Source organism: Stutzerimonas kunmingensis, assembly GCF_002929225.1.
Taxonomy (GTDB): domain Bacteria; phylum Pseudomonadota; class Gammaproteobacteria; order Pseudomonadales; family Pseudomonadaceae; genus Stutzerimonas.
Genome location: NZ_PISM01000021.1, coordinates 211,273 through 237,689 on the forward strand (window position 1 = coordinate 211,273; position 26,417 = coordinate 237,689).

A 26,417-nucleotide genomic window follows, 5' to 3' on the forward strand; every position below is an offset into this window, starting at 1 on the left:
ACGGCGGTCATCGGTTGCGCCAGCGAGGGTCGCGCTTCTCGAGGAACGCATTGACACCCTCCAGGGTGTCGTCGGCCTCGAACAGCTCGACGAAGGCCTCGCGCTCGGCGGCGGCAAGCGTATTGGGCACCCGTTTACGGGCCGCGTTGATCAACGGCTTGATGGCACGCACCGCAACAGGGCTTTGCCGAGCGACCCGGGATGCGAGCATCAATGCGTGGCCACGCGACTGGCCGGGCTCGACCACCTGTTCCACCAGTCCGATGCGCAGCGCAGTTTCTGCCGTGATGCGCTCGCCACAGAGGATCATGCGTTTGGCCCAGCCTTCGCCCACCAGCCAGGCCAGTGCCTGGGTGCCGCCCGCACAGGGCAGCAGGCCCACCGATGCCTCCGGCAAGCCCATTTGCGCCTGCTGCTCGGCGATGCGCAGGTCGCAGGCCAGTGCGCATTCCAGGCCCCCGCCAAGGGCGAATCCGTTGATTGCAGCGATGGAGACACCGCGGAAATCGCGCAGCGCCTCAAAGGCTTCGCCAAAGCGGCGGGCCATTTCCCGGGCTCGGTTGCGATCGCCATCAGCGAAGAGTTTCAGGTCCGCACCCGCGCTGAAGAACTTCTCGCCCTGACCGCAGATCACCAGTGCGTAGATTTCGTCATCGTGGTTCAGATGGTCGATGATCTGCTTGAGCCCGATGAGCGACTCGCGGTCCCAGGTGTTGGCAGGCGGATGGTTGATCGTGATGAGGGCGGTGTGACCATGCTTTTCCACGGTCAGCTTGTGGGTCAGGTCGAAGACACCGGCTTGGTAGGGCTCTACTGCAGTGCTCATGGTTGAAATCCTCGTGCGTTTCAGGGCTCCGCTGACGAGCGACCGGTAACGTCGCTCCTCTTGAGAGTCCTTCAATGCAGCGAGGTTGCAGCGTTCCGGTCGGTCAGACGACCCGATGGAGCGCCTGGGTACTGTCCCAGGTGCTCCATCGTTCTGTCACTGTAGCCTAGCCGGCTGCCCGCCCGCGCGACGCTCTTCCTGCCATTCGGCCAGCGACGGCGCAGCCTGCTCGCCGGATAAACGGTGGACGATCTCGAAATAGTCCTGCTTGAAGCGATCCTTGAGCACTTCTTCGCGTGGCTTTACCTGAATGGCGTAGACGGTCTGCACGTTCTGGTGGTCGAACTCGCGCCACTGCTGCTGATCCTTGAGCAGGCTGTAGCTGTGGTTTTCCAGGGCCGCGATGACTTGCTCACTGCCGATGCTCTTGGCGCGAGTGGCGGCATCTGCCCACTGATAGACGATGCTGTAGGCCGAGGCCGCGGAGCTTGATGGGTGCGTCTGGTAACGCTCACCGAAGTCGCGCACGAATGCCTTGCCGCGTTCGGAACCTTCGAGCTCGGGTACGCGCCAGGTCCAGGGCTCGGTGCCGAGCACGCCGCGCATGATGTCCGGGCCGGCGAGTTCGACCATGGACTGCGTCAGGTTGGGAACCGCAATCTGCATCTTCTTGTTCAAGTCGAGTTCGTCGGCGATACGCATGGCTCGCACCATGTCTTCGCCAAACAGGACCAATACCAGGACCTCGGCACCGCTGTTGGCTGCCTTTTCCAGCGCCGCGCGGTAGTCGGACAGGCGCGCGCCGGGGAAGGCCGTCTTGACCCCCTGGTGCTTGTTCTGGTCGACGGTGCCGGTCGCCTGGCGCAGCGAGCTCTCGCTGGTGTGGCCCCAGGTATAGTCGGAGGTGATGTAGAAGTAGGTCTTGCCGGGCATTTTGTCGTTCAGATACTGCCCCAGCACCCGCGCGCTCATCCATGCGTTATTGCACTCGCGGAACATGTAACGGTGGCCATCCTTGCCAGTTGTGTCGTTGGAGTAGGTCAGGGTGCCGAAGTAGAGCAGCCCCCGCTCCTTGGCGCGCTTGCTCGCGGCAATGGCCACCGCGCTGGATACGCCGCCGAACAGCATGGCGACGCCTTCATCCGCCATCTTGTCGACGTTGGCAACGGCCTTTTCGGGGCGGGATGCGGTATTGCGGCTAATCAGGCGTAGCGGGCGGCCCAGAACACCGCCCGCCTCGTTGATCTCGTCGATTGCCAACAAGGCTCCGCGCATTTGTGCAAGGCCTTCTTCCTTGTAGCTGCCGGTACGGGGGTAATTGAGGCCGAGCGTGATGGGGTCAGCAGCCTGAGCCGTAAGACAGAACCCCAGCCCTAGCGCCAGAAGGGTGATCCGGTTCATAGCATGTTCCTTGTTATAGCTTTTGTTATTGGTTTATTGGCAGTTAGCTTTTTTACCCTGCCGCCGGTGCGTGCGTCACTCTTTATGTGCGGCTCGAAGGCGCCGCCGGCGTCAGTACGTGAGCCAGGTGCGATTATGACTAAAGGAGGGAGGGTGGATCTTGCGGTGACGCCGTGATTTCGCCGGTTTGCGGTTGACAACCATGATGGCGTTTTTTAGGGTTCGGCGGCTACGCCATCCGGAAACAGCTCATGACTCAAGACGATCGCATCAGGCTGGAGGCTGGCTGGAAAGAAGCGCTGCGCGAGGAGTTCGACAAGCCATACATGCTTGAGCTTGGCGCTTTCCTTCGGCGAGAGAAGGCTGCGGGCAAGGTGATATTTCCGCCGGGGCCGATGATCTTCAACGCGCTCAATTCCACGCCGCTCGATCAGGTCAAGGTAGTGATCCTTGGGCAGGACCCCTACCACGGTGCCGGTCAGGCCCATGGACTTTGCTTTTCGGTACAGCCGGGCGTGGCACCACCGCCGTCACTGCAGAACATCTTCAAGGAACTCAAGCGCGACTTGAATCTTGATATCCCTCGGCATGGCTATCTGCAGCACTGGGCAGAACAGGGCGTGCTATTGCTCAATACTTCGCTCACCGTGGAACAGGGTGTCGCCGGTTCGCATGCCAAAGCGGGGTGGCAGCTATTCACCGATCGAATCATTGAGGTGGTCAGCGAGCGGCGTCCGCACCTGGTATTCATGCTTTGGGGCGCCCATGCGCAATCCAAATCGAAACTGATAGACGCCACGCGGCATCTGATGCTGAAGTCGGTGCATCCTTCGCCTCTCTCGGCGCACCGCGGATTCATCGGTAACGGTCACTTCAGTCGCGCCAACCAGTTTCTCAGGCAGCAGGGGATGCAGGTGATCGACTGGCAGCTTCCGGCTGAGGTTTAGCCCGACACCCAGGCGGTATCGGGCTAGGCTTTGGTCAATCTTTGGCGCCGTGCTTGGCCTGAAGATCCTTGGCCTGCTTGAGATGCTCTTCCAGCTTCGGCAACGCTTTTTGAGCGAACTGCTTCAGGTCGGCGTTCTCGCCACCCTCCACGTAGTCCTGATACATCTCGATGGTCTGCTCGTGAGCGACGACCTGATTGTTGGCGTAGGCTTCGTCGAAATTCTCGCCATCACGCAGCTTCAGGATCATGGCTTTGGCCTTGTCCATCAGCGTGGCCTCGTCGGACATTTCCAGGTCTTTGGCCTGAGCCAGTTGCGCAAGCTCCTGATTGGCCTTGGTGTGGTCGTCGATCATCATCTGGGCGAATTGCTTCACATCTTCCGAAGTACCCTTGTCCAGGGCCATCTTCGCCGTTTCGATTTCTGCAATACCTTTGGCCGAAGCCTCGTCGACGAAGTTTTCGCCTTCGGCGGCAAGCGCCAGGTTAGCCGCTACTCCGAACAGCAAGGCGAATGCGCCCGAGAAAATTGTTTTGGTTGCTCTGGTCATTGCGTTCTCCTTTCTTCACCTGACTTGTGTTGGCCGGGAGGCAGACACAAGGCGCGATGCGGCGAGATTGCCGTCCCTTTTTGTGACTAGGTGCCATAGGGACGGTTCCTCGCTTTCGGGCGAACGGTGTTCGGTGCTTACTGAAGCATGCTCATGGCTGCGTCCATGGCGGCAGACAGGTCCTCGTCCTCCTGCATCAGTTCGCTCGGATCGAGCCCCAGCTTGGCGAAGGCGGGAACCTCGCTCCAGTCCAGCTGCGCGTAAGGGTGCTGGGTGCCCATATAGCTCTGCAGGGTGGCGACTTGCACCACGTCTACATAATCGACTGCGGCCGAATTGCGCTGGAAATCGGTGTACTGACCAGCCACAGACACGATTGCCTCCGGGAAATCCCAGGTGCGCAGGATTTTCTCACCCACCATCGGGTGAATCTTGTCGATGACGTGATTGAGGCTGAACGAGTCCGATAGCAGGGCGCTGTGCTCTTCTGCGTAGGTCAGGATCGGCAATATGCCGATCTGATGGACCAGTCCGGCCAGGGTCGCCTGGTCAGGCATCAGTCGTGTGTAGTGACGGCAGAGCACATGACTGATGGCGGCGACCTCGGTGCTCTTGTTCCAGACCTCGCGCATCTTGCGATCGACGACATCGGTGGTCGCCTGGAACATCTGCTCCATCGCCAGACCTGTGGCCAGGTTGCAGGTGTAATTGATGCCGAGACGGCTGACCGCCATCTGCAGATCGTCGATCTCGCGACTGGTACGCAGCAGCGGGCTGTTGACCACCTTGATGATGCGTGCGGCGAGGGCTGCGTCGGCGCCTATCACCTTGCTCAGTGCCGGAATGCTGATGTCCGGGTCCTCGGCCGCCTCGCGGACGCGCAATGCCACCTCCGGCAGGGTAGGCAGAACCAATTCATCGTTCTCGATCGCGAGCGTCAGATCGCGCTGGACTTTCTCGGCAAGGGTGCTCATGTCATTCCTTTATGTGTCGGTCAGTGTCGCTAGGGCGCTTCAGGTCAGGGTGCTTTGCCCGTGGTCCATGGTGCGCCTCGCAGGTATTTGCTTTCTGGCTCCGGTTCGCACTAGCGCTGAATTTCCAGGTCCGCATTCAGGCTGTAGGGAAGCTCGAGCAGGCTCATCGGCAATCCGTCCGGGGAGCCCAGATACAGGCGGCCGTCAGCGGCGGCGTCCTCCTGCAGTACGGCCAGCAGCTCGATTCGGTCGGTGTCACTGGCGGCTAGCACGACCTCACCGACGCTGGAGCCATGCACCGGCGAGAAAATCTCAACGCCCGGAGCGGGCAGCTCGTCCTGTCTGCCTTCGATCAACAGCCGCTGCAGGCGGCGCTTGAGTTTGCCCAGATACTGCATGCGCGCGACGATTTCCTGGCCGGTATAGCAGCCCTTTTTGAAACTCACGCCGCCCAGCGCCTGCAAATTGATCATCTGCGGGATGAACAGCTCGCGAGTGCTGCCGAATACCTGGCCGATGCCGGCGCGAACCTGGTCCAGCAGCCAGCGATTGACCGGCGCTTCCTGAAGCTGCGCGGCCAGGCGCGTGCGAACCTGCTCGGCGTCGGCGCCTGGGGTCCAGAGCTCAACGCGGCCATCCTGCAGACGGATCGCGATCATGCCGTGGCTCCGCACCACACTGTCGGCGGTCAGCGGAAGATCCAGGCCCAGGCTGACCAGCGAGCCGTCTCCGCCCGCAAGACCGAATCGGCACCAGTCGGCGCTCTCGTCGTTCAGGCGGGACTTGGAAAATACGGCGTACTTGTTCAGATCGGCTTGTTGCAGTTGCAGCAGCTCACTGGCCATCGCCAGCAGGTAACCGTCGCCATCCAGCACGATGCGGAAACTCGACTGCATGCGCCCCTTGGGCGTGCAGCGTGCGCCCAGACTGGATGTCTCGGCGGTGAGGTAGCTGAGGTTGCAGGTCAGCTGACCCTGGAGGAACTTGCTGGCATCCGGGCCGCGTACGGCAAGGACGCCTTCATGCGACAGAACGCAAAAATAAGCAGTGTCGGTCATGATTGGTCGTCGTCAGAATCCGGGTGGGCATCATAGCAGCCCGACGGAAACGGTTGCGTGATGACGGGTTTGCAGCTCGACGAAAAAAGCGACTGATGAGTTCGGTGCAGCCGCTATAATGCGCGCCTTCTCAAAAGGAGCCGATGTATGGCTGAGCAATCCGAACTCAATCGTCTGTTTTGGCAAAGCCGTCGCGGCATGTTGGAGCTGGATGTGTTGCTGGTGCCTTTCGTCAAGGAGGTCTATCCAGGTCTCGATGAGGAAGATCAGCACCGCTATCGCAAGCTGCTGAGTTGCGAGGATCAGGACATGTTCGGCTGGTTCATGCAGCGCGGCGAGCCCGAGGATGAGGACCTGCGGCGCATGGTTCGCATGATCCTCGATCGTGTCCAGCCTAAGTAATCAATCATTCGAGTGTCGCTGGCAGCCGTCCAGCTGGTTGTTGACACTCTATCTCGGGGTTCAGGCGCTCGGCCTGGCCGCCATCGTGCTGTCGGCTGCGCCGCTATGGTTGCAGCTGATAGCGCTTCTGTTTTGTCTGACCCACGCGCTGTGGGTGTTGCCGCGCGGGATTCTACTGTCCAGTCGGGATGCCTGGTCTGGCCTGCGCCACGATGCTGCGGGCTGGCACCTGTGGAGCGAGCGGCAAGGATGGCAGGCAGTTCAGTTGCTGCCTGACAGCCTGGCGCTGCCACTGATAGTCGTGCTGCGTTTTCGCGTGCCGGGCCGGCGGTTAGCTGGCAGCATCTGCGTGCCCCGCGACGCACTACCGCGAGAGCAGCATCGTCGACTGCGGGTGCGGCTCAAGTTCAGTCGACGTAGGTGGGCGGCGCCAGAATAGTGTCGACCGCTTGCGGCAGCAGCTCCGGGTAGTCGAGGGTGTAGTGCAGTCCTCGGCTCTCCTTGCGCAGCATAGCCGAGCGAATCATCAGGTCTGCAACCAGCGCCAGATTGCGTAGTTCGAGCAAGTCACGACTGACCTTGTAGTTGCTGTAGAACTCGTCGATCTCGCTCAGCAGCAGGCGCACTCGGTGCTGCGCGCGCATCAGCCGTTTGTTGGTGCGGACGATGCCGACGTAGTCCCACATGAAACGCCGCAGCTCGTCCCAGTTGTGCGCGATGATCACGTCTTCGTCGGAGTCGGTCACCTGGCTGGCGTCCCATGCAGGTAACGTTGCTGCGTTGGTGACTTGGGGCAGTTCGCGCAGGATGTCCTGAGCGGCCGCCCGTCCGTAGACGAAGCATTCGAGCAGCGAGTTGCTGGCCATGCGGTTCGCGCCGTGCAGGCCTGTGAAACTGGTCTCGCCGATGGCGTAGAGGCCGGGGATGTCGGTGCGTCCAGCCTGATCCACGACTACGCCGCCGCAGGTGTAGTGCGCTGCGGGTACCACCGGAATCGGCTGGCTGGTGATGTCGATGCCGTATTCCAGGCAGCGCTCGTAGACGGTGGGGAAGTGGCTTTTGATGAACTCGGCAGGCTTGTGGCTGATATCGAGGTAGACGCAGTCGATGCCTAGTCGCTTCATTTCGTGGTCGATTGCGCGTGCGACGATATCGCGCGGGGCGAGTTCTTCCCTGGCATCGAAACGCGGCATGAAACGCTCGCCGTTAGGCAGCTTGAGCAAGGCACCTTCCCCGCGCAGGGCTTCGGTCACCAGAAAGCTCTTCGCTTGCGGGTGATAGAGGCAGGTAGGGTGGAACTGGTTGAATTCCAAATTGCCGACGCGGCAGCCCGCTCGCCAGGCCATGGCAATGCCGTCGCCGCACGCGCTGTCCGGGTTGCTGGTGTACAGGTAAACCTTGGCCGCGCCGCCGGTAGCCAGTACGACGAATCGCGACTGGAAGGTTTCGACCTCGCCAGTGCTGCGATTGAGTACATAGGCGCCCAGGCAGCGTCTGCCCGGCAGCCCGAGTTTGTGTTCGGTGATCAGGTCGACTGCAACGCGCTGCTGTAGAAGCTCGATATTGCTCTGCTTTCTGGCCTGGCCAAGCAGCGTGTTGAAAATGGCTGCGCCAGTGGCGTCGGCTGCGTGAATGATGCGCCGATGGCTATGGCCGCCCTCGCGAGTCAGGTGAAATTCGAAACTGCCGTCTTCGCGATCCGGGGCATTGTCCCGCGTGAAGGGCACCCCTTGCTCGATCAGCCACTGGATGGCCTCGTTGCTGTGCTCGACCGTGAAACGGACGGCGTCTTCGCGGCACAGGCCTCCTCCGGCGATGAGGGTGTCGGCGACATGTGACTCTACGGTGTCGGTCGTATCCAGTACTGCGGCGACGCCACCTTGGGCCCAGTAGGTGGAGCCGTTGGAGAGATCGCCCTTGCTGAGAACGGCGATGCGAAGATCGGTCGGCAGGTTGAGTGCCAAGGTCAAGCCGGCGGCACCGCTGCCGATGACCAGCACGTCGTATCGTAGAACCTGGTTCATGTCCAATTCCGGCGGGAAAAACGAGCCCTAGTATATAGACGGGATGTAGCGCCAAAATAGGCGACTGTGTGTTTGTCTTCTAACGAAGGGAACTTTTCCTTCGCGGGGTGGCTCAATAGGCAGTTATGAATGCAAACCAGCTGGCCATCGTGAATGGGCGGTGCGAGTTTGCTATGGACACCAGGACGGCGTCGTCAGCAATGGCGCAACGCTGTGGTGCAATCGCCGTCAGGTATTGCAGGATAGCTTGCTAGGAGGGGGGAGAACTTTTGCGTAAAGCCCGGGTCTATTCTGGCAGGTCGGTTCGCTGGTGTGAGCGACGCTACTCCGCTACCGAGGAGGAGCGTTCATGTTGACTCAGGAGCAGGACCAGCAGCTGGTTGAACGAGTGCAGCGTGGTGACAAGCGGGCGTTTGATCTGCTGGTAATGAAATACCAGCACAAGATCCTTGGGTTGATCGTGCGGTTCGTGCATGACTCTCATGAAGCTCAGGATGTTGCCCAAGAGGCTTTTATCAAAGCCTACCGCGCACTCGCCAATTTTCGCGGTGACAGCGCTTTCTACACCTGGCTGTACCGCATCGCCATCAACACGGCGAAGAATCATCTGGTGGCGCGCGGCAGACGCCCGCCAGATAGTGATGTGAGTTCCGAGGACGCCGAGTTCTATGAGGGCGATCATGCTCTCAAGGACATCGAGTCACCGGAACGCTCGCTGCTCAGGGATGAGATTGAAGATACCGTTCATCGAACCATTCAACTTTTGCCAGAAGATTTGCGTACGGCTCTAACACTGCGTGAATTTGATGGTCTTAGTTATGAAGACATTGCGAGCGTCATGCAGTGTCCGGTGGGCACAGTGCGTTCCCGGATCTTCCGGGCACGTGAAGCCATAGATAAAGCATTGCAACCCTTGTTGCATGAATCCTGAGACAGCGGCGACAGCCAAGAGAGGAACCGCCATGAGTCGTGAAGCCCTGCATGAATCGCTGTCCGCGGTGATGGATAACGAAGCGGACGAGTTGGAATTACGTCGCATGCTCGCAGGCGACAACCCGGAGCTACGTGCTACCTGGTCGCGTTATCAACTTGCCCGTGCCGCCATGCACAAGGAGTTGATCGAGCCGCGCCTGGATATCGCTTCTGCGGTATCGGCTGCGTTGGCTGATGAGGCCGCGCCGGTCAAGGCGCAACGTAACGGATGGAAAGGCCTCGGCCGGCTGGCAGTGGCTGCTTCGGTTACAGTCGCTGTTCTGGCCGGTGTACGTCTGTACAATCAGAATGAGGTTGCTGGTCCGCAGCTAGCGCAGCAGGCTCCGCAGCCAAGTATTTCGGTTCCGCAGACCAGTCAAGGGCCGGCGGTTCTGGCTGGTTACAGTGAGCAAACTGAAGCGCCTGTACAGGCAGCGGCAGATGGCGCTCCGGTAGAGCGCTGGCACGAAGAGCGTCTGCCTTCATATGTTCGCCAGCATGCCCAGCAAGCTGCCTTTGGTAATGGATCGGAGAGCGCGCTGCCTTACGCTCGCGCGGCCAGCATGGAAGAACGTTAGGGAGAAACATGCGCGTATTACCGCTGTATGTGGTGATGGGGGGCTGGCTATCGATGCCGGCCCTTGCTGCTGATGCCGGGTCCTGGATGGAGCGACTTGCGGCGGCAGAGCAGAAACAGAGTTATACCGGTACGTTCGTCTACGAACGCAATGGCAGCTTTTCCAGTCATGCCGTTTGGCAGCAGGTCGAAGAAGGTCAAGTGCAGGAGCGATTGCTTCAGCTTGACGGAGCTCCGGCTGAAGTTCTGCTGGTAAATGGTCAGATGCAATGCGCTACCGATGACCTCGCGGCGCAAGTGCGTGAAGCGCAAGCTTGGCACGGGCAGCGTCTCGATCCGAAAGCACTCTCCGAGTGGTACGAATTCCGTGAGATCGGAGATTCAAGAGTTGCTGGTCGCCCTGCCGTGGCGCTGGCTGTCGTGCCGAAGGACCAGCACCGTTACGGCTTCGAACTGCATCTCGACCAAGATACCGCATTGCCCCTCAAGTCGCTGATGCTGAACGAGAAAGGGCAGCTGCTCGAGCGTTTCCAATTCACCCAGTTCACGGCTGGCAGTGTATCTGCCGAGCAACTGAAGCCCGGCGCTGATTGCAATCCAGTGACCGTGAACCGGCGCGAGGCGAATCCAACATCACCCTGGCGCTCCGACTGGTTGCCTTCCGGCTTCACGCTTCTGGATGCCAACGAACGACCTAGTCCCGCCTCTTCCGAAACTGTTTCCTGGTTGTCCTACGGTGATGGCTTGGCGAAGTTTTCCGTGTTTCTGGAGCCGCTGCGCGGTGCCTTGGTTGAGGACGCGCGAAGCCAGATGGGGCCTACCGTCGCGGTCTCTAAGCGCATCAGTACTGCGGATGGCGATGTCATGGTGACCGTGGTGGGCGAGATTCCACTTGGTACGGCTGAGCGGGTTGCCCTGTCCATGCGAGCCAGTTCGGAACAGGCACAACGATGATCGAAGAGCCTGGGCGGGTAGTCGCGCTGGATGTCGGCGCTGTATGGGTCGAGACTCGGCGCAAAACTACCTGCTCTGGCTGTTCCGCGAAGAGTGGCTGTGGACAAGGCTTGATGGATACCCTCGGTGTTCGCGAACAGCGCGGCCTCATCAGGGCGCTCTGCGATCTCCACCTGCAAGTCGGTGACGGTGTCGTTGTGGGCATCCGCGAGGACGTGTTGCTGCGCGGTGCCGTCCTTGTCTATCTTCTCCCTCTTATCGTACTGATGGCGGCCGCTTCGCTGGCCGCTCAGCTGTCGACGCGTGAGCCGATCGTTATTCTGGCAGGTCTCGGGGGCTTCTTCATTTCCTGGCTATTCGTGCGTATGCGAAGCCGCCGTACCGCAGCTGACCCGAATCTGCAGCCGGTGGTTTTGCGCGCCATGCTCGCGGGGCCTGCGAGTCCCTGAGCTTCCTTGTTTTGTCAGTGGGGAGACTTGTAGTCATGTTCAATCGAAACAGCTGCTTCGCCTTCGTGGCGGGCCTGGCATTGCTGGGCCATGCTGTCGTTGCCCAGGCGGAATTGCCTGATTTCACGCCGCTGGTCGAAAGTGCCTCGCCAGCGGTAGTCAATATCAGCACCAAGCAGAAGGTCCAGAGCCGCGGTGCGACTGCGCAGATGCCGGAACTCGAAGGGCTGCCGCCGATTTTTCGCGAGTTCTTCGAGCACAGCATCCCACAGATGCCGGGCGCCCCGGGTCGCGGCCAGCAGCGTGAAGCGCAGTCGCTCGGTTCGGGTTTCATCATTTCCGAAGACGGTTATGTCCTGACCAACAATCACGTGGTCGCCGATGCCGACGAAATCATCGTTCGTCTGCCGGATCGAAGCGAGCTGGAAGCCAAGCTTATCGGTGCCGATCCGCGCTCCGACGTGGCGGTGCTGAAGGTCGAGGGCAAGGGACTACCGACCGTCAAGATTGGCCGTTCTGATGAGTTGAAAGCAGGGGAGTGGGTGCTCGCCATTGGCTCGCCGTTTGGTTTCGATCATACGGTGACCGCCGGTATTGTCAGTGCGACTGGCCGCAGCTTGCCCAATGAGAGCTACGTGCCGTTCATTCAGACCGACGTGGCAATCAACCCGGGCAATTCCGGTGGTCCGCTGTTTAACCTCGACGGTGAGGTGATTGGCATCAACTCGCAGATATTCACGCGCTCCGGTGGCTTCATGGGGCTGTCCTTCGCCATTCCGATCGATGTGGCAATGGATGTTGCCAATCAGCTGCGAACCGAAGGCAAGGTGAGTCGGGGCTGGCTTGGCGTGGTGATCCAGGAAGTCAACAAGGACCTGGCTGAGTCCTTTGGCCTTGAGCGTCCAGCGGGCGCCCTGGTGGCTCAGGTTATGGATGGCGGTCCGGCAGCGCGCGGTGGTCTGCGTGTCGGTGATGTGATACTGAGCCTCAACGACAAGCCGATTGTTATGTCTGCTGATCTGCCTCATCTGGTCGGAGCACTCAAACCCGGCAGCACCGCACGAATGGAAGTGGTGCGCGACGGTGATCGCAAGATGCTCGACGTCAAGATCGGCGCCATGCCGGAAGAGGGCGAAGCCGTGGCAGCCTCTGGTGGGGGCCAGGAACGCAGCGATAACCGCCTGGGTGTTAAAGTCACTGAGCTGACCGATGAGCAGAAGAAGAGCCTGGATTTACCGGGCGGTGTGGTGATCACTGAGATTCTCAACGGGCCGGCTGCGATGATTGGGCTGCGCCCGGGCGATGTCATCACCCATCTGAATAATCAGGCGATCAATTCGGCGACAACATTTGCCCGAGTGGCTGAGCAATTGCCGAAGAATCGATCCGTTTCGATGCGAGTTCTGCGTCAGGGGCGTGCGAGTTTCATTACTTTCAAGCTCGCTGAATAAGACGCTGGCTGGTGAATCTGGAAGGGCGGTTATTACCGCCCTTTTTCATTTTCAAGACGTAACAGTACGTCCGTTGCGTTGCTCATCAGCTGCGGATGGCTTGTGCGTGGCACTGCAAGGGTTGATCAGTTACACTTCGCGGCTATTTTCGGCGGGCAATCGGCCCGCGACTATTCCGAGTGTTGAGCTGTGAGTGACCTGAGTCATATCCGCAATTTTTCCATCATCGCCCATATCGATCACGGCAAGTCGACCCTGGCAGACCGTTTTATCCAGATGTGTGGTGGTCTGACCGAGCGTGAAATGGAAGCCCAGGTGCTGGATTCGATGGATCTCGAGCGCGAGCGCGGCATCACCATCAAAGCCCACAGCGTCACGCTTTATTACACCGCGCGCGACGGCAAGACCTACCAGTTGAATTTCATCGATACGCCCGGCCATGTCGACTTCACCTATGAAGTCAGTCGCTCGCTGGCCGCGTGCGAGGGTGCGCTGCTGGTAGTCGATGCTGGCCAGGGCGTCGAGGCGCAATCGGTAGCCAACTGCTACACGGCGATCGAACAGGGCCTGGAAGTGATGCCGGTGCTGAACAAGATGGACCTGCCACAGGCCGATCCGGACAAGGTCAAGGATGAGATCGAGCACATCATCGGCATCGATGCGACCGACGCGGTGGCCTGCAGCGCCAAGAGCGGCATGGGCGTGGACGAGGTGCTCGAGCGCCTGGTCGCGGTGATCCCGCCGCCGACCGGCGATGTCGAGGCGCCGTTGCAGGCGTTGATCATCGACTCATGGTTCGACAACTATCTGGGCGTCGTATCGCTGGTACGGGTTCGCCACGGTCGTATCAAGAAGGGCGACAAGGTGCTGGTGAAATCCACCGGCAAGGTCCACCAGGTGGACAGTGTCGGCGTGTTCAACCCCAAGCACACCGCCACGGCAGACCTCAAGGCTGGCGAGGTGGGCTTCATCATCGCCGGCATCAAGGACATTCTCGGCGCTCCGGTGGGCGACACGCTGACACTGTCGAGCACGCCGGACGTGGAGATGTTGCCCGGTTTCAAACGCGTCAAGCCGCAGGTCTATGCCGGTCTGTTCCCGGTCAGTTCGGACGACTTCGAGGATTTTCGCGAAGCGCTGCAGAAGCTGACCCTTAACGATGCCGCGTTGCAATACGAACCGGAAAGCTCCGACGCGTTGGGCTTCGGCTTCCGTATCGGCTTCCTCGGCATGCTGCATATGGAGATCATTCAGGAGCGCCTCGAGCGCGAGTACGACCTGGATCTGATCACCACCGCGCCGACGGTTGTTTACGAGTTGCTGTTGAAGAACGGCGACACCATCTACGTCGACAGCCCTTCGAAGCTGCCCGACATGTCCTCCGTCGAGGACATGCGCGAGCCGATCGTGCGCGCCAACATCCTCGTGCCCCAGGAACACCTGGGCAACGTCATCACGCTATGCATCGAGAAGCGCGGCGTGCAGCGCGACCTGCAGTTCCTCGGCAGTCAGGTGCAGGTGCGTTACGACCTGCCGATGAGCGAGGTGGTGCTGGACTTCTTCGATCGCTTGAAATCGTGCAGCCGCGGTTACGCCTCGCTGGACTACAGCTTCGAATGCTTCCAGTCGGCCAACCTGACGCGCCTGGATATCCTCATCAACGGCGATAAGGTCGACGCGTTGGCACTGATCGTCCACCGCGACAATGCCCACTACAAGGGCCGCATCCTAGTCGAGAAGATGAAGGAGCTTATCCCGCGTCAGATGTTCGATGTGGCGATTCAGGCGGCCATCGGGGGCCAGATCGTTGCCCGCAGTACGGTCAAGGCGTTGCGCAAGAACGTTCTGGCCAAATGCTACGGCGGCGATGTGAGCCGTAAGCGCAAGCTGCTGGAAAAGCAGAAAGCCGGTAAGAAGCGCATGAAGCAGGTAGGCAACGTCGAAATCCCGCAGGAGGCGTTCCTCGCCGTGCTGAAGGTGGACAGCTGATATGTCGATCAATTTCCCGTTGTTGCTGGTTATCGCCGTGGCTGTCTGCGGCCTGTTGGCGCTGAGCGACCTGTTGTTCTTCGCCCCCCGCCGCCGGGCTGCGATCGCCAACTACGAAGGGCGCACCGGGGAAATCGATCCATCGACCCTTGAGGCATTGAACAAGGAGCCGGTGCTGATCGAGTACGGCAAGTCGTTCTTCCCGGTGCTGGCCATCGTGCTGGTGCTGCGCTCGTTCCTGGTCGAGCCGTTCCAGATTCCCTCCGGCTCGATGATCCCCACGTTGGAAGTTGGCGATTTCATTCTGGTGAACAAGTTCGCCTACGGCATCCGTCTGCCGGTAGTGGATACCAAGGTGATCGAAGTCAGCGACCCGAAGCGTGGCGACGTCATGGTGTTCCGCTATCCGAATCAACCGAGCATCAACTACATCAAACGGGTCGTCGGCCTGCCTGGCGACACTGTGCGTTACAGCAGCGATCGTCGGCTGTTCATCAACGATCAGCCGGTTGCCGAGACACTGGTCGGCGAGGAGCCGGGCAGCTTGGGCAGCGCCGTGCTGTATCGGGAAAAGCTGGGCGAGATGGAGCACCTGATTCGCAAGGAAATGGGCCGCTATCGCATCGAGCCGAGCCGCCAGTGGACCGTGCCGGCTGAGCACTACTTCATGATGGGCGATAATCGCGATAACTCGAATGACAGCCGCTATTGGCAGGACGAGTCGATTCCCGCGGAGCTGGCTGGCATGGTCCCGGACCGTAACATCGTCGGCAAGGCGTTCGCCGTCTGGATGAGCTGGCCTGATCCGAAGCTCAGCAATCTGCCGAATTTCTCCCGCGTGGGCCTGATTCACTGAAAGCTGTGAATTGCGGCCGTCGCTGAGCGAACCGGGCTCGCTATATTTGTCCTGCCCCGATCGGTGGGTATCGTAACGACATAGAGGTCGACATGAGTTTTGCGCGTTCGCAAAAAGGGCTGTCCATGCTGAGCTGGATCATGGTCCTGGCAATCGTGGCGTTTGTGGCCAGCACGGGATTTAAAATGTTCCCGCATTACTTCGATTACATGTCCATGGACAAGATCATCCAGTCCGTGGAAACCGACGAAGCGCTTGAGATTCAGAGCGTCGGGGAGTTCTATAGTCATGTCAGCAAGGGGATGCAGGTAAACGGCATCCAGAACATCGACCTGAAGGAAGCGCTGAAGGTCGAGATCCAGAACAACGAATTCAGGGCGCACCTGAAATACGAAAAACGCGAGCCGCTGATCCGCAATCTCGATCTGGTGGCGAACTTCGATAAAGAATATCGCCTAAGGATGCCGTGAGCACTTCGTTAGCCCGTCTCGAGCGCAGGCTCGGTTATCAATTCAAGGATCAGGAGCTGATGCTCCTGGCCCTGACCCATCGTAGCTATGCCGGACGCAACAACGAGCGTCTGGAGTTTCTCGGCGACGCCATTCTCAATTTCGTTGCCGGTGAGGCGCTGTTCAATCATTTTCCGCAAGCCCGTGAGGGGCAGCTGTCGCGTCTGCGCGCCCGTCTGGTCAAGGGCGAGACGCTGGCGGTACTGGCGCGTGGATTCGAGCTCGGCGAATATTTGCGCCTGGGCTCCGGTGAGCTCAAGAGCGGCGGTTACCGCCGCGAATCTATCCTGGCCGACACCCTCGAAGCGCTGATCGGTGCCATTTATCTGGACGCGGGCATGGACGTTGCTCGCGAGCGGGTCGTCGCCTGGTTGGCCAACGAGCTGCAAGGCCTGACACTGGTCGATACCAACAAGGACCCGAAGACCCGGCTGCAGGAGTTTCTGCAATCGCGTGCCTGTGAGCTGCCGCGTTACGAGGTGGTGGATATTCAAGGCGAACCGCATTGCCGCACCTTCTTCGTCGAATGTCAGGTCGCTTTGCTGAACGAGAAAACCCACGGGCAGGGCGCTAGCCGCCGAATTGCCGAACAGGTTGCCGCGGCAGCCGCATTGATCGCCTTGGGCGTGGAGAACGGACATGACTGACGAACAGCTGCAATCCGAGGACGTCAGCCGTTGCGGTTACGTGGCGATCGTCGGCCGGCCGAACGTCGGCAAGTCGACGCTGCTCAACCACATCCTTGGCCAGAAGCTGGCGATCACCTCGCGCAAGCCGCAGACGACGCGGCATAACATGCTCGGCATCAAGACCGAGGGCAGCGTTCAGGCCGTCTATGTGGACACGCCGGGGCTGCACAAGAATGGCGAGACGGCGCTCAACCGCTACATGAACCGCACCGCTGCCTCGGCATTGAAGGATGTCGACGTGGTGATCTTCGTCGTCGACCGCACCCGCTGGACCGACGAAGACCAGGCCGTGCTCGAGCGGGTGCAGTACGTTACCGGACCGTTGATCGTTGCGGTCAACAAGACCGACCGTGTCGAGGACAAGGCCGAGCTGTTGCCGCATCTGCGCTGGCTGGCCGAGCAGCTGCCGAACGCGGAGATCGTGCCGATTTCGGCGCAGCACGGACAGAACCTGGAAACGCTGGAAAAGCTGGTCGCCGATCGTCTGCCCGAGAGTGAGCACTTCTTCCCGGAGGACCAGATCACCGATCGCAGCAGTCGTTTCCTCGCCGCCGAGCTGGTGCGCGAGAAGATCATGCGACAGCTTGGCGCCGAGGTGCCTTACCAGATCACCGTGGAGATCGAGGACTTCAAGCAGGAAGGCCGCGTGTTGCACATCCATGCGCTGATTCTGGTCGAGCGTGACGGGCAGAAGAAGATCATCATCGGCGACAAGGGCGAGCGCATCAAACGTATCGGCCAGGAAGCGCGCAAGGATATGGAAGTGCTGTTCGATTCCAAGGTCATGCTGCACCTGTGGGTCAAGGTGAAGGGTGGCTGGTCCGACGATGAGCGTGCGCTGCATTCGCTGGGTTACCAGTAAGCGCCGACCCGCAATCAATGGTGCGCATCGCGCACCTTCTGGGCTGCCATGCACCAACCTGCGTTCGTTCTGCACAGTCGCTCGTACAAGGAAAGCAGCGCGCTGGTCGACCTGTTCACCCCGCAGGGCCGGCTGCGTGCCGTCATGCGTGCCGCGCGTGGTAAGGCCGGCAGTCTGATCCGCCCCTTCGTATCGCTGGAAGTCGAGCTGCGCGGCAAGTCCGAGCTGAAGACCGTTGCCCGGCTCGAAAGCGCCGGCCCTGCGCACTGGCTCGATGGCCAGGCGCTGTTCAGCGGCATGTACCTCAACGAATTGCTGATTCGCTTGCTGCCTGCCGAAGATGCACATCCCGCGCTGTTCGATCATTACGTCGCGACACTGCCGGCCCTGGCCGCACATCGGCCGCTGGAGCCGCTGCTGCGTGCCTTCGAATGGCGGCTGCTCAGCGAGTTGGGCTATGGTTTTGCCCTCGATGTGGACATCGCCGGCCAGCCGATTGACCCGCAGCGGCTCTATCACCTACTGCCCGACGCCGGCCTGGAGCCGGTCGCGGGATTTCAGCCGGGGCTGTTCAACGGCGCGGAACTATTGGCCATGGCCGAGGCCGATTGGCAGGTTCCGGGGGCGCTGGCCGCGGCCAAGCGGCTGATGCGCCAGGCCCTGGCTCCCCATCTGGGCGGTCGACCGCTGGTCAGCCGCGAATTGTTTATGAATCTGAAGGAGGCCCCGCGTGACTGAAGCCAATCGAATTCTGCTCGGCGTCAACGTCGACCACGTCGCCACACTGCGTCAGGCCCGCGGCACCCGCTATCCGGACCCGGTCAAGGCTGCGCTGGATGCGGAAGAGGCCGGCGCCGATGGCATCACCGTGCACCTACGCGAGGATCGCCGGCATATCCAGGAACGCGATGTGCTGATGATGAAGGACGCACTGCAGACGCGGATGAACTTCGAGATGGGGGTCACCGAGGCGATGCTCGCATTCGCCGAGCAGCTGTGTCCGGAGCACGTCTGTCTGGTCCCGGAAACGCGTCAGGAGCTGACTACCGAGGGTGGGCTGGACGTCCTCGGGCAGGAGGCACGCATTCGTGAGGCCGTCGAGCGTCTACGTGGCTGCGGTGCGGAAGTCTCGTTGTTCATCGATGCCGACCCGCGGCAGATCGAGGCGGCCGCTCGTGTCGGCGCACCGGCAATCGAGCTGCACACCGGGCGCTACGCCGATGCCCACAGCGTGGCCGAGCGGGCCTGCGAGCTCGCGCGCATTCGCGACGGTGTCGAGGCCGGTCTGAGTCACGGCCTGATCGTCAACGCCGGCCATGGCCTGCATTACCACAACGCCGAAGCCATCGCGGCGATCCAAGGCGTCAACGAGCTGAATATCGGCCATGCCATCGTTGCCCATGCGCTGTTCGTCGGCTTCAAGCAGGCGGTCAAGGAAATGAAGCATCTGATCCTGAGTGCGGCGGCGCGGGGCTGAAAGAACCGGGTGTGTTTCAGCCGCGATGACACGCGGCGGGCAGGCTCCGATTGGTGAGGTAGCGCCGGGTGTCATCCGCTGGCAAGCCCGTTCCCACGCTAGTGCGGGGCGCCGTATTCCACCTGCAGAGCCCTCAGCGGCGCAGCAGGTTGATCAGTACGGTCAGCACCAGGCTGAGAATCACCATCGAGGTGATCGGGATGAACACCCGGCTGCGTTCGGACTCGATGCGGATGTCGCCGGGCAATCGACCGAACCAGTTCAGCAGCCATGGGAAGTAGTGCCAGGCGATGCCGAGCAGTAGCAGCGCAGCGCCCGCCACGATCAACCAGCGTGCCATTTGATCTCCTCGTTTCGCTCCAATCGCTTGGCCGGACGTGTGCGGTATTCGACAAAGGCGGCGATCACCTGTGCGGCCAGCACCTCAACGGCTTCGCTTCGATTGCTGCCACGTAGCAGCTTGATCTGATACTCGCCCAGTTGTGGCAACCCATACTGCCCATCGAGACGCTGCAGGGGCGGGCGAATCAGGCTTGATGGATAGGGCGCGATGGCGAGATCGGCAATCATCGCGGCCTCCTGTCCCGAAGTCTGTTCGCTGGAGTAGGCCACTCGGTAGCTGCGGCCGATGCAGTCGAGGGCATCCAGTGCCTGTCGCCGCCAGGCGCAATCAGGGCTGGCCAGCGCCAGCGGCAGCGGCGTGCGCAGCGCGGCGACACCACCGGTGCGACCGGCCCAGACCAGCGGTTCGCTATGAATCGGCTCGCCTCGCGAATCGTCCTGGCCAAGATTGCCGACGGTGACCAGGGCGAGGTCCAGTTCGCCTGCGTCAATGCGCTCGATCATATCGATGCTGCGTGCGACCGACACATCCACTTCGACTCCGGGATGGCTGCGGGCGAACAACGCCAGCAGGCCGGGCAGAATGCGCGTCCCGACATCCGCCGGCGTTCCGAAGCGCACGCGACCCTGCAGCGCTGGCTGGAGGAAGTGCGCAATGGCTTCTTCGTTGAGCTTGAGCAGGCGTCGGGCATAGCCGAGCAGCGTCTCGCCTGCCGGTGTCAGGCGCACCTGCCGCGCCTCGCGGACGAACAGGGAGCGCCCAAGAGTCTCTTCCAGGCGCTTGATCTGCATGCTGACCGCCGAGGTACTGCGATAGATCTGTCCCGCGGCGCGAGTGAAACTGCCGCTTTCGGCAATAGCAACGAAGGTGCGCAGGACATCGCTTTCCAGCAGGGGCGTCGAAGGGGTAGTGGATTGCTCAAGCGGCTCGGACATAAGAGAGGCTTCAGTTTTTCTGAACACAGGCTTTCATATTAGTCGTTTGTTTGAACGACTGATGCCCGCTCATCCTGTAGGCAACCGGTGGCGCCACAGCCCGTGGCCACCGCGAGCGAAGCGGAGGTGAGCATGCCTGGTGAACGACGCAATACGCGTGTACGACAACAATCCGAGCCGCAGTTGCCGGACTTCTACATGCCGGCCATGTGGCCGCTGGATTTGCAGCGTAGCCTGCAGGACTGGTTTCGCGCCTGGCGGCAGCGGCGCCTGTATCGGCAGTTGTTGAAGCTGGATGATCGGCAGCTGGCGTCGCGCGATCTGGATCGGCGCCGGCTCAGTAAAATGGCTCAGGCGCCGTTGCGCCAGTTGGTAGCGCAGCGGCGCAAGCGTCGATGCCCTGCGCGCCACGCTCGCTGAGCACCAACCTACTGTCAGGGCTTGCGGGCGAGGAGCACGGCGCGCATGGGGGCCGGCAGGCCTTCGACCGTTTTGCCGTGGTCTTGCGGGTCGAGGAAGTCGGGCAACGACTGGTAGCGCATCCACTCGGTGCTGCGCTGTTCCTCAATGCTGGTCACGCTGACATCCACGCAGCGCACGTCGACAAAGCCGGCGCGGCGCAACCAGCATTCCAGCGCCTTCACCGAGGGCAAGAACCAGACGTTGCGCATCTGCGCATAGCGGTCTTCCGGCACCAGTGCGGTATTTTCGTCGCCTTCCACCACCAGGGTCTCTAGCACCAGTTCGCCGCCGCGTACCAGGCAGTCCTTGAGGTCGAGCAGATGGTCGACCGGCGAGCGGCGATGGTAGAGCACGCCCATGGAGAACACCGTCTCGAAGCCTTCGAGCTTGGCCGGCAGTTCTTCCAGTGCGAACGGCAGATGCCAGACCGGCAGCTCCTGCAGGTAGCGCTTCATCGCATGGAACTGGCAGAAGAACAGCCAGTTCGGGTCGACCCCGACCACGCTGTCGGCGCCGGCACCGAGCATGCGCCACATGTAGTAGCCGTTGCCGCAACCGACGTCGAGGATGCGTTTGCCGGCCAGATTCAGGTGCGGCGCGACCCGGTCCCACTTCCAGTCCGAGCGCCATTCGGTATCGACATGCACGCCGAACACGTCGAACGGACCCTTGCGCCATGGCGAGAGCCCCATCAGCGCATCGTGGGTGGCCTGGCGCGTGGCGTCGTCACAGGTCGCGTCGAGGCGGAAGCTGTCGCGCAGTTCGACCTGCACGGGCGCCAGCGCAGGCAGCGCATCGACGGCACGCCGCCAGCGCGGCAGATCACCGTGGCCAACTGCGAGTTTGGCGTCCAGCTGCTGCTGAACGCCGTTGGCCCAGGCGGCGAGCGGGGTGCCGGCCAGGCGCCAGGCGAGGGGAGTCAGGTCGAGGTTCATGGCAGGGCGATCAGCGAGGCGAAGTTCAGGCACTGGAACCAGGGCACGACCTTGGAAAAGCCGGCATCCAGTAGCCGTTGGCGATGGGTTTCCAGGCTGTCGGGCTTCATCACGTTCTCGATGGCGCTGCGCTTCTGGGCGATTTCCAGTTCGCTGTAGCCATTGGCGCGCTTGAAGGCGATGTGCAGGTCGGTCAGCAATTGTTGCTCGTCTTCATCCTCGAAGCGCAGCTTTTCCGACAGGATCAGCGCGCCACCGGGCACCAGCGCCTGGCGAATGCGGCTGAGCAGGGCCGGGCGCTGTTCCGGTGCGATGAACTGCAGGGTGAAGTTCAGCGCCACCAGCGAGCTGGGCTGGAACTGCAGAGCCAGGATGTCGCCCTCGATGACGTCGACCGGCAGCAGTTCCTGAAACATCGAGTCCTGCCCGTGGAGGTATTCGCGGCAGCGCTCGACCATTGCCGCGGAGTTATCAACGGCGACGACCTGGCAGTTGTCGGCAGTCACGTGACGACGCAGGGCCTGGGTCACCGCGCCCAGCGAGCAGCCTAGGTCATACAGATGAGTATGCGGCTGTGCGAACTGAGCGGCGATCACGCCGATGTTCTCGACGATGGTCGGGTAACCGGGCACAGAGCGCTTGATCATGTCGGGAAACACCCGCACCACGTCCTCGTTGAAGACGAAGTCCTGAATGCGGGGCAGGGGCTGGGCGAACAGACGGTCGAGATCGTGGCTCACGGTGTCGGGCGGCGTGTGTGAAAACGGGGCGGCATTGTAGCCGAAACCACGCTCGCCGCGGGCTCTGCCCGACTCAGCGCACCTCGATCCGGCAATCGAACATGCCCGCAGGCTCGGCGTCGACCTCCCACGGGCGTTGATAGGTGAGGTACAGCCTGCCGCTGCCTGGCTCCTGTGCCTCGAAGCGCCAGGTGGACAGGCCATCCCCACCGATCATGTCGCCTTTCGGATTGCTGAACACTTCGGGGCCGAGGCTGTGCAATTGCTCCGCGGCGGCTTCGTGCAGAATCCAGCGATAGCCCGTCGCAGGGTTGCTCGGCAGGCTGACGATGAGTTGCTGGCCGCTCTGCAGTGTTTGCGGGCAGCGGTTGTCGTCGCTGAGCACGACGCTGGAGGGCGTCTTGTCGTTGCTTGCGCAGGCAGCGAGCAGGGCGACGCTGGCGGGCAGTAACAGACGGGGGATGTCGAAAGGCATGATCGGCACCGGTCGGAATTGAGTTGGGAAGGATAGCCCAAAAGAGCCTGGTCGCAGGCGGGTACTCCGTCTGCGCCGGTCCGGAGGTGGAAGTGCAGCGCGACTTCCACCCTTCGACTTCAGCTGGTCTGCAGCTCGTCCCGCGTCAGAACAGCACCTTGGCCACATCAGCGAAGCGCTTGGCGAAATGCACGGTCAGACCTTCCTTGAGGTAGTCAGGCAACTCTTCGAAGTCGCCGCGATTGGCTTCCGGCAGGATCAGCTCGAATATCTTCTGTCGCCGCGCCGCGATCACCTTCTCGCGCACTCCGCCGATCGGCAATACGTGACCGGTCAGCGTCAGCTCTCCGGTCATGGCCACGCCTTTCTTCGGCGGCTGGTTGCGCGCAAGGGAGAGCAGCGCGCTGGCCATGGTGATGCCGGCGCTGGGGCCGTCCTTCGGCGTCGCGCCTTCCGGCACGTGCAGGTGCACGAAGGCCTGGTCGAAGAACTCCGGATCGCCCTTGAAGGTTTTCAGGTTCGAGCTGACGTAGCTGTAGGCGATCTCCGCCGATTCCTTCATCACGTCACCGAGCTTGCCGGTGAGCTTGAAGCCGCGGTTCAGCGTGTGGATGCGCGTGGCCTCGATCGGCAGGGTGGCGCCGCCCATGCTGGTCCAGGCGAGGCCTGTGATCACGCCGACGCCGGAGAGCACCTGTTCGCTGCGAAACACCGGTTTGCCGAGGTAGCTTTCCAGATCCTTCGGCGTGATCTTCAGTACCGCTTGGGGGTCTTCCAGCAACTGCACCACTGCCTTGCGGACCAGCTTGCCCAGTTGCTTCTCCAGCTGACGCACACCAGCTTCACGGGCATAGCCTTCGATCACCGCTTTCATGGCGCTGTCGCTGATGGCGAGGCGCTGCTTGGGCACGCCGGTCTTGTCCAGCAGCTTGGGCCACAGGTGACGTTTGGCGATGGCCAGCTTCTCCTCGGCGATGTAGCCGGACAGGCGGATTACCTCCATGCGGTCGAGCAGCGGGCCGGGAATCGAGTCCAGGGTGTTTGCCGTGCAGACGAACAGCACCTTGGACAGGTCCAGGCGCAGGTCCAGGTAATGATCGAGGAATTCGACGTTCTGCTCCGGGTCGAGCGTTTCCAGCAGCGCTGAAGCCGGATCGCCCTGATAGCTGGTGCTGAGCTTGTCGATCTCGTCGAGCATGATCACCGGGTTCATCACCTCGACATCCTTGAGCGCCTGCACCAGCTTGCCGGGCAGGGCGCCGATGTAGGTGCGGCGGTGGCCCTTGATCTCCGCCTCATCGCGCATGCCGCCGACGCTAAAGCGATAGAAGGGCCGCCCAAGAGACTCGGCGATGGACTTGCCGATGCTGGTCTTGCCCACGCCGGGCGGGCCGACCAGCAGCACGATGGAGCCGGCGATCTCGCCCTTGAAGGCGCCGACGGCAAGAAATTCGAGGATGCGGTTCTTGATGTCATCGAGGCCAGCGTGGTGCTTGTCCAGCACCTTGCGCGCACGCTTGAGGTCGAGCTTGTCCTGGCCGAATACGCCCCAGGGCAGGGCGGTGGCCCAGTCGAGATAGTTGCGGGTGACGGCATATTCCGGCGAGCCGGTTTCGAGTATCGACAGCTTGTTCAGCTCTTCGTCGATGCGCTTCTGCGCAGCAGGTGGCACCACCTTGCCCTCAAGACGGGCGCGGAACTCGTCGGCGTCGGCGCTCTTGTCGTCCTTGGTGATGCCCAGCTCGCGCTGGATGATCTTCAATTGCTCCTTGAGGAAGAACTCACGCTGGCGCTCGCCGATCTTGCGATTGACCTCGCCGGTCAGCTCCTTCTGCAGTTTGGCGACTTCCACTTCCTTGCGCAGCAGTGGCAGCACTTTCTCCATGCGCTTGAGCACGGGCACGGTATCCAGCACTTCCTGCAGTTCCACGCCAGGCGCGGTGGTCAGGGCGGCGGCGAAGTCGGACAGCGGCGAGGGGTCGTTGGGGCTGAAGCGGTTCAGGTAGTTCTTCAGCTCTTCGCTGTACAAAGGATTGAGCGGCAGCAGCTCCTTGATCGCGTTGATCAGTGCCATGCCGTAGGCCTTCACCTCGTCGCGCGGGTCGTCATCGCTTTTCGGGTAATCGACTTCGACCAGATACGGTGGTTTGCGCCGCAGCCAGCCGCGGATGCGCACCCGCGCCAGGCCCTGGGCGACGAACTGCAGCTTGCCGCCCTCCTGCGAGGCGTGATGCACGCGGACCATGGTGCCGTGCTCCGGCAGGCTGTCCGGGTCGAAGGTGGCCATGTCCAGCACCGGCGAGTCGACGAAAAATAGTGCCACGCGCTGGTGCGGCGTCTTCGCCACGCGATCCAGGGTCTCGGCCCAGGGATCTTCGTTGACGATCACCGGCAACACCTGCGCCGGGAAGAAAGGTCGGTTGTGCACCGGGATGATGTAGAGCTTGTCCGGCTGCTGTTGATCGGGCAGTACGAGACCGTTGGAGGAGATGATTTCCTGCTCGATATGATCCTGATTGACGTCGTCGTTCATGCGGCACCCGTTGCGAATACGTGCACCTTAGATGGGTGGTGGCCCGGATGATTTCAATCCCGTCGCATGGGGGTGGGCACTTCATGCAGGCTTCGGTACAGTGCTTGCACGCACAGGTGCCCATCATGCTCAACGCCCGTCTGCTTCGCCTGGATGACCAGACTCACCAGCACGCCCACGACTATCACCAGTTGGTGATGTCGCTTTCTGGGCGCGCGGAATTCGAGGTCAATGGCTCCGGTGGCGAAGTCTGCCGGATGCGCGCCTGTCTGGTGCCGGGCGATGCCGACCACGGCTTCGCCGGCATGGGCGACAACCGCATGCTGATCATTGATCTCGACGAGCAGGATGTCGTCACCGAGGACCCCGAGCTGCTGGCCCGGCTGTTCGAAGCGCCACGCTATCCGGCGCTGGATGCCGATTTCCAGAACCTGCTGGCCTACGCCGGTGCCGAGCTGGCGCGCTACGGCAGCGATCCGCTGCTGGCCCGGGCGCTGGGCGGCGTGCTGTTGCGGGCACTGCACCTGCGACTGTTCGGCGAGTCAGTTCAGCGCCCGGCCGGACCGCTCGATCTGCAGCGGCTGGACAGCCATATTCAGGACAACCTGGCGCGACGCATCACGGTCGCCGAGTTGGCCCAGGTGGTCTGCCTCAGCCCCAGCCACTTCCACGCGCAGTTCAAGGATTGCGTCGGCCTCACGCCGCACCAGTACCTGCTCAAGACTCGCCTCGATCGTGCCGCCCGCCTGCTGCGCGAAACGCCGCTGCCACTGGTGCGGATTGCCGAGGAGTGCGGTTTCTCCAGCCAGAGCGCATTGACCACGGCGACCCGCCGCTACCTCGGTCTGACCCCTCGCGGATTGCGCAAGTCGGACTCCTGAGCTTTCTCCTGATTGCCCTGTTTTCGGGCTCTTCAGCTACCAGGGGTATATTCCTGCGCCATCCTGGTGCGCTTTCATTACGGTCGCGTTTCCGCGTCCGGCTTTCGTAGTTTTTCGTAAAACTTCCGTAGTTTTGCGCAAGAACG

Annotated in this window: 29 protein-coding genes; 17 read left to right on the top strand and 12 right to left on the bottom strand. The window is 61.5% G+C overall.

Features of this window, described 5'->3' with window-relative positions; all coding sequences use genetic code 11:
- Positions 1–7: 7 nt before the first annotated feature.
- Positions 8–826, bottom strand: a complete 819-nt coding sequence (locus CW305_RS17535) for an enoyl-CoA hydratase (RefSeq protein WP_104098522.1) — start codon at positions 824–826, stop codon at positions 8–10.
- 156 nt (positions 827–982) lie between these two features.
- On the bottom strand, positions 983–2,227 hold the full coding sequence (locus CW305_RS17540; protein WP_023443969.1) for an ABC transporter substrate-binding protein: 1,245 nt from the start codon (positions 2,225–2,227) through the stop codon (positions 983–985).
- Between the two features lie 251 nt (positions 2,228–2,478).
- Between CW305_RS17540 and ung the strand changes: the two genes are divergently transcribed.
- Positions 2,479–3,174: a uracil-DNA glycosylase gene (ung, locus tag CW305_RS17545; protein WP_014819511.1), complete on the top strand. Its 696-nt coding sequence runs from the start codon at positions 2,479–2,481 to the stop codon at positions 3,172–3,174.
- A 34-nt stretch (positions 3,175–3,208) separates the two neighbouring features.
- Here the strand turns inward: ung and CW305_RS17550 are convergent, their stop codons facing one another.
- From CW305_RS17550 to ygfZ, 3 genes are all read right to left on the bottom strand, one after another.
- A complete protein-coding gene (locus tag CW305_RS17550) occupies positions 3,209–3,724 on the bottom strand; it encodes a DUF4142 domain-containing protein (RefSeq protein WP_104098523.1) in 516 nt (171 codons plus the stop codon).
- A gap of 137 nt (positions 3,725–3,861) precedes the next feature.
- Positions 3,862–4,698, bottom strand: a complete 837-nt coding sequence (locus CW305_RS17555; RefSeq protein WP_014819513.1) for an HDOD domain-containing protein — start codon at positions 4,696–4,698, stop codon at positions 3,862–3,864.
- Positions 4,699–4,808: 110 nt separating this feature from the next.
- Positions 4,809–5,756 carry a CAF17-like 4Fe-4S cluster assembly/insertion protein YgfZ gene (gene ygfZ / locus CW305_RS17560; protein WP_023443965.1) on the bottom strand — a complete coding sequence of 316 codons (948 nt, stop codon included), beginning with the start codon at positions 5,754–5,756 and terminating at the stop codon, positions 4,809–4,811.
- Between the two features lie 147 nt (positions 5,757–5,903).
- Between ygfZ and CW305_RS17565 the strand changes: the two genes are divergently transcribed.
- The gene (locus CW305_RS17565; RefSeq protein WP_014819515.1) at positions 5,904–6,158 is read left to right on the top strand and encodes an FAD assembly factor SdhE; all 255 of its coding nucleotides are present in this window, start codon (positions 5,904–5,906) and stop codon (positions 6,156–6,158) included.
- A complete protein-coding gene (locus CW305_RS23790) occupies positions 6,142–6,597 on the top strand; it encodes a protein YgfX (protein ID WP_080902107.1) in 456 nt (151 codons plus the stop codon). Before CW305_RS17565 ends, CW305_RS23790 begins: the two co-directional genes overlap by 17 nt.
- Here the strand turns inward: CW305_RS23790 and nadB are convergent.
- Complete coding sequence (gene nadB / locus CW305_RS17575) at positions 6,566–8,182, bottom strand: L-aspartate oxidase (protein WP_042926723.1); 1,617 nt, start codon at positions 8,180–8,182, stop codon at positions 6,566–6,568. The genes CW305_RS23790 and nadB overlap by 32 nt on opposite strands.
- Positions 8,183–8,531: 349 nt before the next feature.
- Here nadB and rpoE point away from each other — a divergent pair, with 349 nt between their 5' ends.
- From rpoE to pdxJ, 12 genes are all read left to right on the top strand, one after another.
- Positions 8,532–9,113 carry an RNA polymerase sigma factor RpoE/AlgU gene (rpoE, locus tag CW305_RS17580; protein ID WP_003282114.1) on the top strand — a complete coding sequence of 194 codons (582 nt, stop codon included), beginning with the start codon at positions 8,532–8,534 and terminating at the stop codon, positions 9,111–9,113.
- A 31-nt stretch (positions 9,114–9,144) separates the two neighbouring features.
- Entirely contained in the window at positions 9,145–9,732 is a 588-nt protein-coding gene (locus tag CW305_RS17585) for a sigma-E factor negative regulatory protein (protein ID WP_104098524.1), read from the top strand.
- An 8-nt stretch (positions 9,733–9,740) separates the two neighbouring features.
- Positions 9,741–10,685 (top strand): MucB/RseB C-terminal domain-containing protein, encoded by a 945-nt coding sequence (locus CW305_RS17590; RefSeq protein ID WP_045665402.1) that lies wholly within the window; start codon positions 9,741–9,743, stop codon positions 10,683–10,685.
- Complete coding sequence (locus CW305_RS17595; RefSeq protein ID WP_014819519.1) at positions 10,682–11,134, top strand: SoxR reducing system RseC family protein; 453 nt, start codon at positions 10,682–10,684, stop codon at positions 11,132–11,134. Before CW305_RS17590 ends, CW305_RS17595 begins: the two co-directional genes overlap by 4 nt.
- 35 nt (positions 11,135–11,169) lie before the next feature.
- Positions 11,170–12,585, top strand: coding sequence for a DegQ family serine endoprotease (locus CW305_RS17600; RefSeq protein ID WP_104098525.1), 1,416 nt, complete (start codon positions 11,170–11,172; stop codon positions 12,583–12,585).
- A gap of 189 nt (positions 12,586–12,774) precedes the next feature.
- Positions 12,775–14,574 (top strand): translation elongation factor 4, encoded by a 1,800-nt coding sequence (gene lepA, locus CW305_RS17605; protein WP_045665403.1) that lies wholly within the window; start codon positions 12,775–12,777, stop codon positions 14,572–14,574.
- A gap of 1 nt (position 14,575) precedes the next feature.
- Entirely contained in the window at positions 14,576–15,430 is an 855-nt protein-coding gene (gene lepB / locus CW305_RS17610) for a signal peptidase I (RefSeq protein WP_003293584.1), read from the top strand.
- A 92-nt stretch (positions 15,431–15,522) separates the two neighbouring features.
- Complete coding sequence (locus CW305_RS17615; protein ID WP_041014721.1) at positions 15,523–15,900, top strand: DUF4845 domain-containing protein; 378 nt, start codon at positions 15,523–15,525, stop codon at positions 15,898–15,900.
- Positions 15,897–16,586, top strand: a complete 690-nt coding sequence (gene rnc, locus CW305_RS17620) for a ribonuclease III (RefSeq protein ID WP_003302298.1) — start codon at positions 15,897–15,899, stop codon at positions 16,584–16,586. The genes CW305_RS17615 and rnc overlap by 4 nt, the downstream gene beginning before the upstream one ends.
- Positions 16,579–17,490: a GTPase Era gene (gene era, locus CW305_RS17625; RefSeq protein ID WP_014819523.1), complete on the top strand. Its 912-nt coding sequence runs from the start codon at positions 16,579–16,581 to the stop codon at positions 17,488–17,490. The genes rnc and era overlap by 8 nt, the downstream gene beginning before the upstream one ends.
- Before the next feature lie 48 nt (positions 17,491–17,538).
- Positions 17,539–18,228 carry a DNA repair protein RecO gene (recO, locus tag CW305_RS17630; protein ID WP_104098526.1) on the top strand — a complete coding sequence of 230 codons (690 nt, stop codon included), beginning with the start codon at positions 17,539–17,541 and terminating at the stop codon, positions 18,226–18,228.
- Positions 18,221–18,967, top strand: coding sequence for a pyridoxine 5'-phosphate synthase (gene pdxJ, locus CW305_RS17635; RefSeq protein WP_104098527.1), 747 nt, complete (start codon positions 18,221–18,223; stop codon positions 18,965–18,967). Before recO ends, pdxJ begins: the two co-directional genes overlap by 8 nt.
- A gap of 133 nt (positions 18,968–19,100) precedes the next feature.
- Here the strand turns inward: pdxJ and CW305_RS17640 are convergent, their stop codons facing one another.
- Entirely contained in the window at positions 19,101–19,307 is a 207-nt protein-coding gene (locus tag CW305_RS17640; protein ID WP_014819526.1) for a DUF2905 domain-containing protein, read from the bottom strand.
- Entirely contained in the window at positions 19,292–20,245 is a 954-nt protein-coding gene (locus CW305_RS17645) for a LysR substrate-binding domain-containing protein (RefSeq protein ID WP_104098528.1), read from the bottom strand. Before CW305_RS17645 ends, CW305_RS17640 begins: the two co-directional genes overlap by 16 nt.
- Before the next feature lie 132 nt (positions 20,246–20,377).
- On the opposite strand from CW305_RS17645, the gene CW305_RS17650 reads away from it, so the two are divergent.
- Positions 20,378–20,665, top strand: coding sequence for a hypothetical protein (locus tag CW305_RS17650; protein ID WP_181063906.1), 288 nt, complete (start codon positions 20,378–20,380; stop codon positions 20,663–20,665).
- A gap of 14 nt (positions 20,666–20,679) precedes the next feature.
- Here CW305_RS17650 and cmoB read toward each other — a convergent pair whose 3' ends face one another.
- The 4 genes from cmoB to lon all read right to left on the bottom strand — a co-directional run bounded on the left by cmoB (position 20,680) and on the right by lon (position 25,390).
- The gene (gene cmoB / locus CW305_RS17655) at positions 20,680–21,642 is read right to left on the bottom strand and encodes a tRNA 5-methoxyuridine(34)/uridine 5-oxyacetic acid(34) synthase CmoB (protein WP_104098529.1); all 963 of its coding nucleotides are present in this window, start codon (positions 21,640–21,642) and stop codon (positions 20,680–20,682) included.
- The gene (gene cmoA, locus CW305_RS17660; RefSeq protein WP_044315214.1) at positions 21,639–22,382 is read right to left on the bottom strand and encodes a carboxy-S-adenosyl-L-methionine synthase CmoA; all 744 of its coding nucleotides are present in this window, start codon (positions 22,380–22,382) and stop codon (positions 21,639–21,641) included. The genes cmoB and cmoA overlap by 4 nt, the downstream gene beginning before the upstream one ends.
- 73 nt (positions 22,383–22,455) lie before the next feature.
- Positions 22,456–22,857 (bottom strand): protease inhibitor I42 family protein, encoded by a 402-nt coding sequence (locus tag CW305_RS17665; protein ID WP_044315213.1) that lies wholly within the window; start codon positions 22,855–22,857, stop codon positions 22,456–22,458.
- 145 nt (positions 22,858–23,002) lie between these two features.
- Positions 23,003–25,390 carry an endopeptidase La gene (lon, locus tag CW305_RS17670; protein ID WP_104098530.1) on the bottom strand — a complete coding sequence of 796 codons (2,388 nt, stop codon included), beginning with the start codon at positions 25,388–25,390 and terminating at the stop codon, positions 23,003–23,005.
- 125 nt (positions 25,391–25,515) lie between these two features.
- Between lon and CW305_RS17675 the strand changes: the two genes are divergently transcribed.
- Positions 25,516–26,271 carry an AraC family transcriptional regulator gene (locus tag CW305_RS17675; RefSeq protein WP_041014735.1) on the top strand — a complete coding sequence of 252 codons (756 nt, stop codon included), beginning with the start codon at positions 25,516–25,518 and terminating at the stop codon, positions 26,269–26,271.
- Positions 26,272–26,417: the final 146 nt, after the last annotated feature.

Excerpts from the sequence above, each read along its gene's own strand:
- rpoE (WP_003282114.1), top strand. The coding sequence starts at position 8,532 with ATGTTGACTCAGGAGCAGGACCAGCAGCTGGTTGAACGAGTGCAGCGT.
- CW305_RS17675 (WP_041014735.1), top strand. The coding sequence starts at position 25,516 with ATGCTCAACGCCCGTCTGCTTCGCCTGGATGACCAGACTCACCAGCAC.
- CW305_RS17585 (WP_104098524.1), top strand. The coding sequence starts at position 9,145 with ATGAGTCGTGAAGCCCTGCATGAATCGCTGTCCGCGGTGATGGATAAC.
- CW305_RS17615 (WP_041014721.1), top strand. The coding sequence starts at position 15,523 with ATGAGTTTTGCGCGTTCGCAAAAAGGGCTGTCCATGCTGAGCTGGATC.
- era (WP_014819523.1), top strand. The coding sequence starts at position 16,579 with ATGACTGACGAACAGCTGCAATCCGAGGACGTCAGCCGTTGCGGTTAC.
- recO (WP_104098526.1), top strand. The coding sequence starts at position 17,539 with ATGCACCAACCTGCGTTCGTTCTGCACAGTCGCTCGTACAAGGAAAGC.
- CW305_RS17665 (WP_044315213.1), bottom strand. The coding sequence starts at position 22,857 with ATGCCTTTCGACATCCCCCGTCTGTTACTGCCCGCCAGCGTCGCCCTG.
- CW305_RS17535 (WP_104098522.1), bottom strand. The coding sequence starts at position 826 with ATGAGCACTGCAGTAGAGCCCTACCAAGCCGGTGTCTTCGACCTGACC.
- CW305_RS17595 (WP_014819519.1), top strand. The coding sequence starts at position 10,682 with ATGATCGAAGAGCCTGGGCGGGTAGTCGCGCTGGATGTCGGCGCTGTA.
- CW305_RS17555 (WP_014819513.1), bottom strand. The coding sequence starts at position 4,698 with ATGAGCACCCTTGCCGAGAAAGTCCAGCGCGATCTGACGCTCGCGATC.
- CW305_RS17590 (WP_045665402.1), top strand. The coding sequence starts at position 9,741 with ATGCGCGTATTACCGCTGTATGTGGTGATGGGGGGCTGGCTATCGATG.
- ung (WP_014819511.1), top strand. The coding sequence starts at position 2,479 with ATGACTCAAGACGATCGCATCAGGCTGGAGGCTGGCTGGAAAGAAGCG.
- ygfZ (WP_023443965.1), bottom strand. The coding sequence starts at position 5,756 with ATGACCGACACTGCTTATTTTTGCGTTCTGTCGCATGAAGGCGTCCTT.
- CW305_RS17550 (WP_104098523.1), bottom strand. The coding sequence starts at position 3,724 with ATGACCAGAGCAACCAAAACAATTTTCTCGGGCGCATTCGCCTTGCTG.
- CW305_RS17565 (WP_014819515.1), top strand. The coding sequence starts at position 5,904 with ATGGCTGAGCAATCCGAACTCAATCGTCTGTTTTGGCAAAGCCGTCGC.
- CW305_RS17540 (WP_023443969.1), bottom strand. The coding sequence starts at position 2,227 with ATGAACCGGATCACCCTTCTGGCGCTAGGGCTGGGGTTCTGTCTTACG.
- cmoB (WP_104098529.1), bottom strand. The coding sequence starts at position 21,642 with ATGAACCTCGACCTGACTCCCCTCGCCTGGCGCCTGGCCGGCACCCCG.
- nadB (WP_042926723.1), bottom strand. The coding sequence starts at position 8,182 with ATGAACCAGGTTCTACGATACGACGTGCTGGTCATCGGCAGCGGTGCC.
- CW305_RS17650 (WP_181063906.1), top strand. The coding sequence starts at position 20,378 with ATGCCTGGTGAACGACGCAATACGCGTGTACGACAACAATCCGAGCCG.
- lepB (WP_003293584.1), top strand. The coding sequence starts at position 14,576 with ATGTCGATCAATTTCCCGTTGTTGCTGGTTATCGCCGTGGCTGTCTGC.
- CW305_RS17640 (WP_014819526.1), bottom strand. The coding sequence starts at position 19,307 with ATGGCACGCTGGTTGATCGTGGCGGGCGCTGCGCTGCTACTGCTCGGC.
- CW305_RS17600 (WP_104098525.1), top strand. The coding sequence starts at position 11,170 with ATGTTCAATCGAAACAGCTGCTTCGCCTTCGTGGCGGGCCTGGCATTG.
- CW305_RS17645 (WP_104098528.1), bottom strand. The coding sequence starts at position 20,245 with ATGTCCGAGCCGCTTGAGCAATCCACTACCCCTTCGACGCCCCTGCTG.
- lon (WP_104098530.1), bottom strand. The coding sequence starts at position 25,390 with ATGAACGACGACGTCAATCAGGATCATATCGAGCAGGAAATCATCTCC.